The 6,425-nt window shown below is 45.7% G+C and carries 5 protein-coding genes; 1 reads left to right on the forward strand and 4 read right to left on the reverse strand.

Features of this window, described 5'->3' with window-relative positions; translation table 11 throughout:
- Together A3766_RS09360 and A3766_RS09365 are read right to left on the reverse strand one after the other, a co-directional pair.
- Nucleotides 1–1,436, reverse strand: a 1,436-nt coding sequence (locus tag A3766_RS09360) for a DEAD/DEAH box helicase (RefSeq protein WP_068642131.1), incomplete at its 3' end; no start/stop codon positions are given.
- A gap of 91 nt (nt 1,437–1,527) precedes the next feature.
- Nucleotides 1,528–2,061, reverse strand: a complete 534-nt coding sequence (locus A3766_RS09365; RefSeq protein ID WP_068513060.1) for a PadR family transcriptional regulator — start codon at nt 2,059–2,061, stop codon at nt 1,528–1,530.
- 162 nt (nt 2,062–2,223) lie between these two features.
- Here A3766_RS09365 and A3766_RS09370 point away from each other — a divergent pair, with 162 nt between their 5' ends.
- Nucleotides 2,224–3,876, forward strand: coding sequence for an NAD(P)/FAD-dependent oxidoreductase (locus A3766_RS09370; RefSeq protein ID WP_082880411.1), 1,653 nt, complete (start codon nt 2,224–2,226; stop codon nt 3,874–3,876).
- Here A3766_RS09370 and A3766_RS09375 read toward each other — a convergent pair.
- Nucleotides 3,864–4,973, reverse strand: coding sequence for an anhydro-N-acetylmuramic acid kinase (locus A3766_RS09375; protein WP_068513055.1), 1,110 nt, complete (start codon nt 4,971–4,973; stop codon nt 3,864–3,866). The genes A3766_RS09370 and A3766_RS09375 overlap by 13 nt on opposite strands.
- Before the next feature lie 20 nt (nt 4,974–4,993).
- Nucleotides 4,994–6,268 carry an OapA family protein gene (locus tag A3766_RS09380; RefSeq protein WP_197476256.1) on the reverse strand — a complete coding sequence of 425 codons (1,275 nt, stop codon included), beginning with the start codon at nt 6,266–6,268 and terminating at the stop codon, nt 4,994–4,996.
- Between the last annotated feature and the right edge of the window lie 157 nt (nt 6,269–6,425).

The raw sequence follows: 6,425 nt of genomic DNA on the forward strand, positions 1-6,425 counted from the left end.
TGATCCCTTAGTGGGCGAGGAGCGGCTTTCAACTTATCCATACCGCCTCGGCTATCTCTTTCTCTTGGTTCCCTTGGTTCCCTTTCTCGCTCGGGTTTGTTGATCTTTCTATCGCTATTCGGATCAAGCAAGAAGGGACGATTACCATTATTGATATGAGCGAGTGCAGCAGCAATTTTGATCGGGTCTGCATGACTTTCTTCAATGAGCGTTTCGATGATCTCTTGGAAAAAGCTGGTGTCGTTAGACTCAAGTAGCTCCAGGATGTTTTTCTTGAACTGGTCTACGCGAATCTGATTAATGACATTCGCTGTCGGCACATCCATTCGTGTAATAGCTTGGCTCGTTGCCTTCTCAATAGAGCGAAGCATGCGCTTTTCACGTGGTGTGATGAAAAGTATTGCATCACCTGAACGACCGGCGCGGCCTGTTCGGCCAATTCGGTGAACGTAGGCTTCAGTATCGTAAGGAACGTCATAGTTGATGACGTGACTGATGCGTTCCACATCCAGACCTCGCGCGACAACGTCAGTTCCGATAAGGATATCGATGCCACCTTTCTTTAGGCGGTCTACTGTTTTCTCTCGGGCCGCTTGTGCTATATCGCCGTTTAGAGCCGCCGCCGAATAACCGCGAGCGTTAAGTTTTGACGCAAGCTCTTCGGTGGCAATTTTAGTACGTACGAAAATAATGACACCATCGTAGGTTTCCATCTCCAAAACGCGAGTCAAAGCTTCTAGCTTATCGATGCCGGAGGTCATCATATAACGCTGGTTGATGGTTTTTGCCGTCGCTGTTTTATCAGCGATTTTAATGATCTCTGGGTCTGTGAGGTGGTTCTGGGCTACTTTCTTAATCTCGCGAGGCATGGTCGCAGAGAATAGGGCGATTTGCCGATCCTCGGGTGTGTGTTCCAATACCCATTCAACATCATCAATAAAGCCCATGCGTAGCATTTCATCTGCTTCATCAAGTACTAAGGTTTTTAGGGTGTTGAGTTTCAGCGTCCCGCGTCGCATGTGATCCATGACGCGTCCCGGAGTGCCAACCACCACTTGTGCGCCGCGCTTGAGCTGGCGTAACTGGTTGCTATAGCTTTGGCCGCCGTAAATAGGAAGAACATGGAAGTTCTTCATGTGTTTCGCATAACTTTGACATGCTTCAGCAACCTGAATCGCTAGCTCGCGTGTAGGGGCTAACACCAATACTTGCGTTTCAGACTTGTTTGCGTCGATATTTGCAAGTAAAGGGAGGGCAAATGCTGCAGTCTTTCCGGTGCCGGTTTGAGCTTGACCCAAAATGTCTTTGCCGCTAAGAAGTGTGGGTATTGCTTGAGCTTGGATTGGAGAAGGGGTTTCGTATCCAAGTTCCTTTACGGCTTTTAAGATATTTTCGGGGAGACCAAGTTGCTCAAATTGAGGCGTGGAGTCTGTCATAGTTAGGAATGCCTATCGATAAAATGGTTCTGACGCGAGGACAGAATAAAAGGGCGGCAATTATACGCAGATTTGAGAAAAAAAGCTTTGATTATTTTTTGATCGACTCTAAGGCTTCCTCTGCCCAGCTTAACCAGGCTTGTTCACCAATGATTCCGCGCCTTAGTGTAAGGTAGGGAAGTTTATAGTTGGCTTGCTTCTCTGGGGGCAGGCTTAAGTAGCTCTGCTCTATCGATAGAAGGCTTTGTAATGTCTTTTGGTGTAGCGCTTGATGCGCTTCAATTTCCTCTAACAAGTTGTTTTGATCGATAAGGTGGCCGCCAAAAACCTTTACCAAGAGGGCATCATTGGTTTTATTCGGTTTTACCTGCGCCGATAGCCATTGCTTGAGCTCTTCAACGCCTTTTGCTGTGATGTCGTAAACCTTTTTATCGGGTTTATCAGTCTGTTTTATATTGTTGCAGGAGATAAAATCCTGCTCTAAAAGAACTTTTAGTTGCTGATAAATTTGCTGGTGGCTTGCATTCCAAAAATACCCTAGTCCTTCTTTAAATTGTTTTAATAGGTCATAACCGCTGCCTGGTTCGGTTTCTAATAATACGAGAATGGCGTGTTTTAAGGACATGGCTCAGCTCTAAATTGAATAGACATTGGCTAGTATATATTATTTTTCAATATGCAATAAGTTGCATAATAATTTGTTTGCGAGGTAATATGTCGAAATAATGAGCTTGTCGTGAGCTTGGTTTTTTGTGTTTTTGACTGATTGATGCAGTGGAGAGAAATAATGGTGCGAACTGGAACTCGATATAGAAAAAACAAAGCAGATGATCATTATGATGTGATTGTTATTGGTTCCGGAATAGGTGGCCTGGCAAATGCGGCCTTACTCTCAAAGTTGGGAAAGAAGGTTTGTGTGCTAGAACAGCACTATACCGCAGGTGGCTACACGCACGCCTATGAGCGCAATGGTTATGAGTGGGATGTTGGTGTTCATTATATTGGTGAGGTTCATAAGCCTTGGACGGTGCTGCGCCGTTTGTTTGATGTGATCACAGATGGTCAGCTCAAATGGGAAGAGATGGACCCGCTTTTCGATCAAGTGATTATAGGCGGTAAAGAGTATAACTACCTAGCGGGAAAAGACGCTTTCAAAGACGAGATGAAGAAGAATTTTCCATCAGAGACTGAAGCTATCGATAAGTATGTGGAGCTTCTATATAGGGTAAGCTCTCTTGTGCCAAAATTCTTTGCCGGACAGGCAATGCCCAGAATGGCAGGTTTGCTCTATAACCGCGTTCGCCATAAATTTCTTCCGGATTATTTCTATAAAACAACTTACGAGGTGCTGAAAGAGCTTACTGATAACGAAGAACTTATCGGCGTCTTAACCGCTCAGTGGGGGGATTATGGTTTACCTCCTAAGAAAGCATCATTCATGATGCATGCGATGGTGGCGAAGCATTACTTGAATGGTGGTAGTTACCCGGTTGGGGGGGCAGCAAAAATTGCAGAGACAATTATTCCAGTGATTCAGCGTTCAGGAGGAAATGTCTTTACCTATGCTGGTGTGGATGAAATTCTCATCAAAAACAATAAAGCTTATGGCGTAAGGCTGAAGAAAGGTCAGGAAATTACGGCTGATGCAGTGGTAAGTTGCGCTGGTTTATATCCCACGGTGAATAAATTGCTGCCAGAGTCGGCTATCAAAAAGCATAAACTGAATAAGTTGTTAGAAAGAGTGGAGATTTCCTCGTCGCATATATGTATTTACGCGGGCTTTAAAGGTACGGCAAAAGAATTAGGGATACCTAAGAAAAACTTCTGGATATACCCGACGAGTGATCATGATGACAATGTAAGTAAGTTCAATGAGAGCTTGGAAGCAGAACTGCCGCTTACCTATATTTCTTTTCCTTCAGCAAAAGATCCAAGCTGGAATGAACGCTATCCTGGAAAGTCTACGGCAGAGATTGTAGCACCCTGTAAGCCAGAGTGGTTTGCGGAATGGGAAGGGTCGACCTGGAATAAGCGCGGGGAAGAGTACGAAGCGCTTAAGGTGAAGCTTACTGAAAAATTGATGAATATGCTTTACGAGCAAATGCCACAATTAAAAGATGCTCTTGATTATGTTGAGCTTTCGACGCCGCTTTCGACTCAATGGTTTCAATGGAATGAAGAAGGCGAGATTTATGGTATTGACCATAGCGTAGAGCGCTTTGAACAGGCGTGGTTGCATCCGGTAACGCCGATTAAAAACTTCTACCTTACCGGTGCTGATGTAGTGACTGCGGGTGTTGGTGGCGCATTGATGGCAGGTGTGATGACTGCTAGCGCAATGATGGGGGTAAAAGGCTACAAGGTTATGGGGTTAATAAAGAAGTGGCAGCCAGAACAAAATACGGAAGAGGCTTCGAAGGAATCGCTTCAAGCGGGGTAAATTCCACCTAATATTTTGCTCTTGCTTGCTCCCGTAACGGAGCAGGCATTGCCTGGCAGGTTGTTCAGTGTTTGTCTTGCTAACCAGGCGAAAGCGCTGGCCTCAACCAATTGCGGGTCTATTCCCAGGTCGAGGGTTGAACTTAAGCGATAGCTTGGAAGCAGGTTTTGGAGGCGAGTCATTAGTAGTTGATTATTGATGCCGCCGCCGCAGACGAAGATGTCGCAGCCATCACCATTAGTGCTGGTGATGATGCTGTTACTAATTGTGCTGGCCGTTAGCTCGAGTAGCGTGCGCTGAATATCTTCGCTTTGGAATGTGCTGTTTGCAATCTTATTGGCTATCCATGCTGAGTTAAACAGTTCTTTACCGGTGCTTTTGGGTGCTGTTTGTTTGAAATAGGGCTCGTCGAGAAAACCCTGTAATAAATCTTCGATAACAGACCCTGTGCTCGCCCAGTCGCCATTATGATCGTACGCTTTCTTTAAGCGGCTTTGAATCCATAGGTCCATAAGCATATTTCCGGGGCCTGTGTCGTAGCCGGATAGCTTGTTCTTTGTTTTTGAGAGCACTGAAATGTTCGCGATGCCGCCAATATTGGCAACGATTCTCGTTTCGTTTGAGTCGCCAAATACTGCTTGGTGAAATGCGGGGACTAATGGTGCGCCTTGCCCCTTCGCGGCCATATCTGCCATTCTGAAATCGGTAATCGTCGTGATATTAGTGATGTGGGCGATTGTACTTGGGTCGCCTATCTGGAGTGAAAAGGGTTTGCTTGACTCAGGGCGGTGTCTGATTGTTTGTCCGTGACAACCGATGGCGCAAACATCGCTACTATTCTTGTTGGCTTTCTTGAGTAAATCGTTCACGGTTTCCGCAATAGCTTCACCTAGCTCGACACTGGCTTCGCCAAGGCGGTCTATCTCATTGTCGCCTGGTAGTGACAATGACTGAAGTTTCGACTTAAGCGAGCTTGAAAATGGTGCGCTAAATGATTCAATGCCGGTGGTTTTGTTTTCAGATATTGAGGCAAGGACGGTATCGATTCCGTCCATGCTGGTGCCAGACATGACGCCTATATATAGTTTGTCTGCCATATCAGGGACTCTATCTGTACTTACTGATTAGAGGCGACTTGATAACTTTCTGAAAAGGTCTCGAGCTGTGCCAAGTGTGAGTGTGTTGCTTTCTTAAAGCGAGCAAGCTCCTTTTTAGGGATAGGGCTCGCGTGTGGCAGTTTCACCTTTAGAGAGTTTTTGTGGACACCGTTAACTCTAAATTCATAATGAAGATGGGGCCCTGTTGAACGTCCTGTGCTACCGACATAGCCAATGATTTGGCCTTGCTTAACGCGCTTGCCCGAGCGGATGCCGCGTGCGTAGCCATTCATGTGAGCATAAAGAGTGGTGATGCTTTGTCCGTGTTGGATGATGACAGTTTTACCGTAACCACCTTTTCTGGCTGCATGAATAACCTTGCCGTCACCAGTAGCTTTGATTGGCGTGCCGGTCGCCGCGGCGTAGTCAGTGCCTTTGTGCGCTCTGATTTTATGTAGAATAGGGTGCTTGCGACGCAGGTTGAAGCGTGAGGAGATGCGAGCGAAGTCGACAGGCGTTCTGATAAAGGCCTTCCGCATGCTTTTTCCGTCAGGAGTAAAGTAATTACTAATGCCGTTTTCTTGTTCATAGAGGACGGCAGAAAGTTCTCGTTCACGGTTGTGGAAGTTGGCCGCTAAAATTCTGCCGTTTTTGTACTTTTCTCCGTCTAGGTATAACTCTTCATAGATTAGGTTGAACTTGTCGCCGGAGCGGATATCTAAAATGAAGTCGATATCCCAGCCGAAAATATTGGCTAGCTCCATAATTTGCGACTGTGAGAGCCCGGCCTTTTGCCCTGCAAGGAATAATGAGCTTTCTATAGTTCCCTCACCGTAGGCGATATGAATATCCGGGGTGCGAGTAACAACTTCTTTAGTGAAAGAATTGTTTTCATCCCGTTTAAATACAATTGACTTAAGGGGGGAGCGAACCAGTTTGATTTGGGAAAGTTGCTCGTTCTCATCGTTAAGAAAGGCGATTTTTTCGCCAGGGTAAATGTTAGCAATCTGCTTTGCAGCTTTCGACGAGTGTATAACGGAGTACATGATTTTATCGTTGTACCCGGCTTTAGCAAATAGTGTTGATAATGTATTGCCTGATTTGATATCAAAACTCTGCCAGTTTTCGACTTTAGGCGTTGGGCTGGCAATCAGGGGCTGCTGGCTGGGCTCTTGCGTGTTTAATGCTTTAACGCTCTCGCTGCTAGACAAAACCTGGTTATCTAGATCAATCTCGATGGACGTTCTGGTTGCATTGACTTTGCTGCTAGGGCTCAGTGCAAGTACAAGTGTCATTACCGCGCCGGTGAGGCTGGCGGCTATCATGTGCTTTTTTGGAAAGGCGTGAATCAACGTCTGGCCTGCTTTAATTAATTGCTTTACTCAATAAAGTGAGTATTAATGCTTTTTAGAAGTCACATAAAAATGTGAAAATCTGTTAAATATTCCTATA

It is taken from the genome of Oleiphilus sp. HI0132, assembly GCF_001635845.1.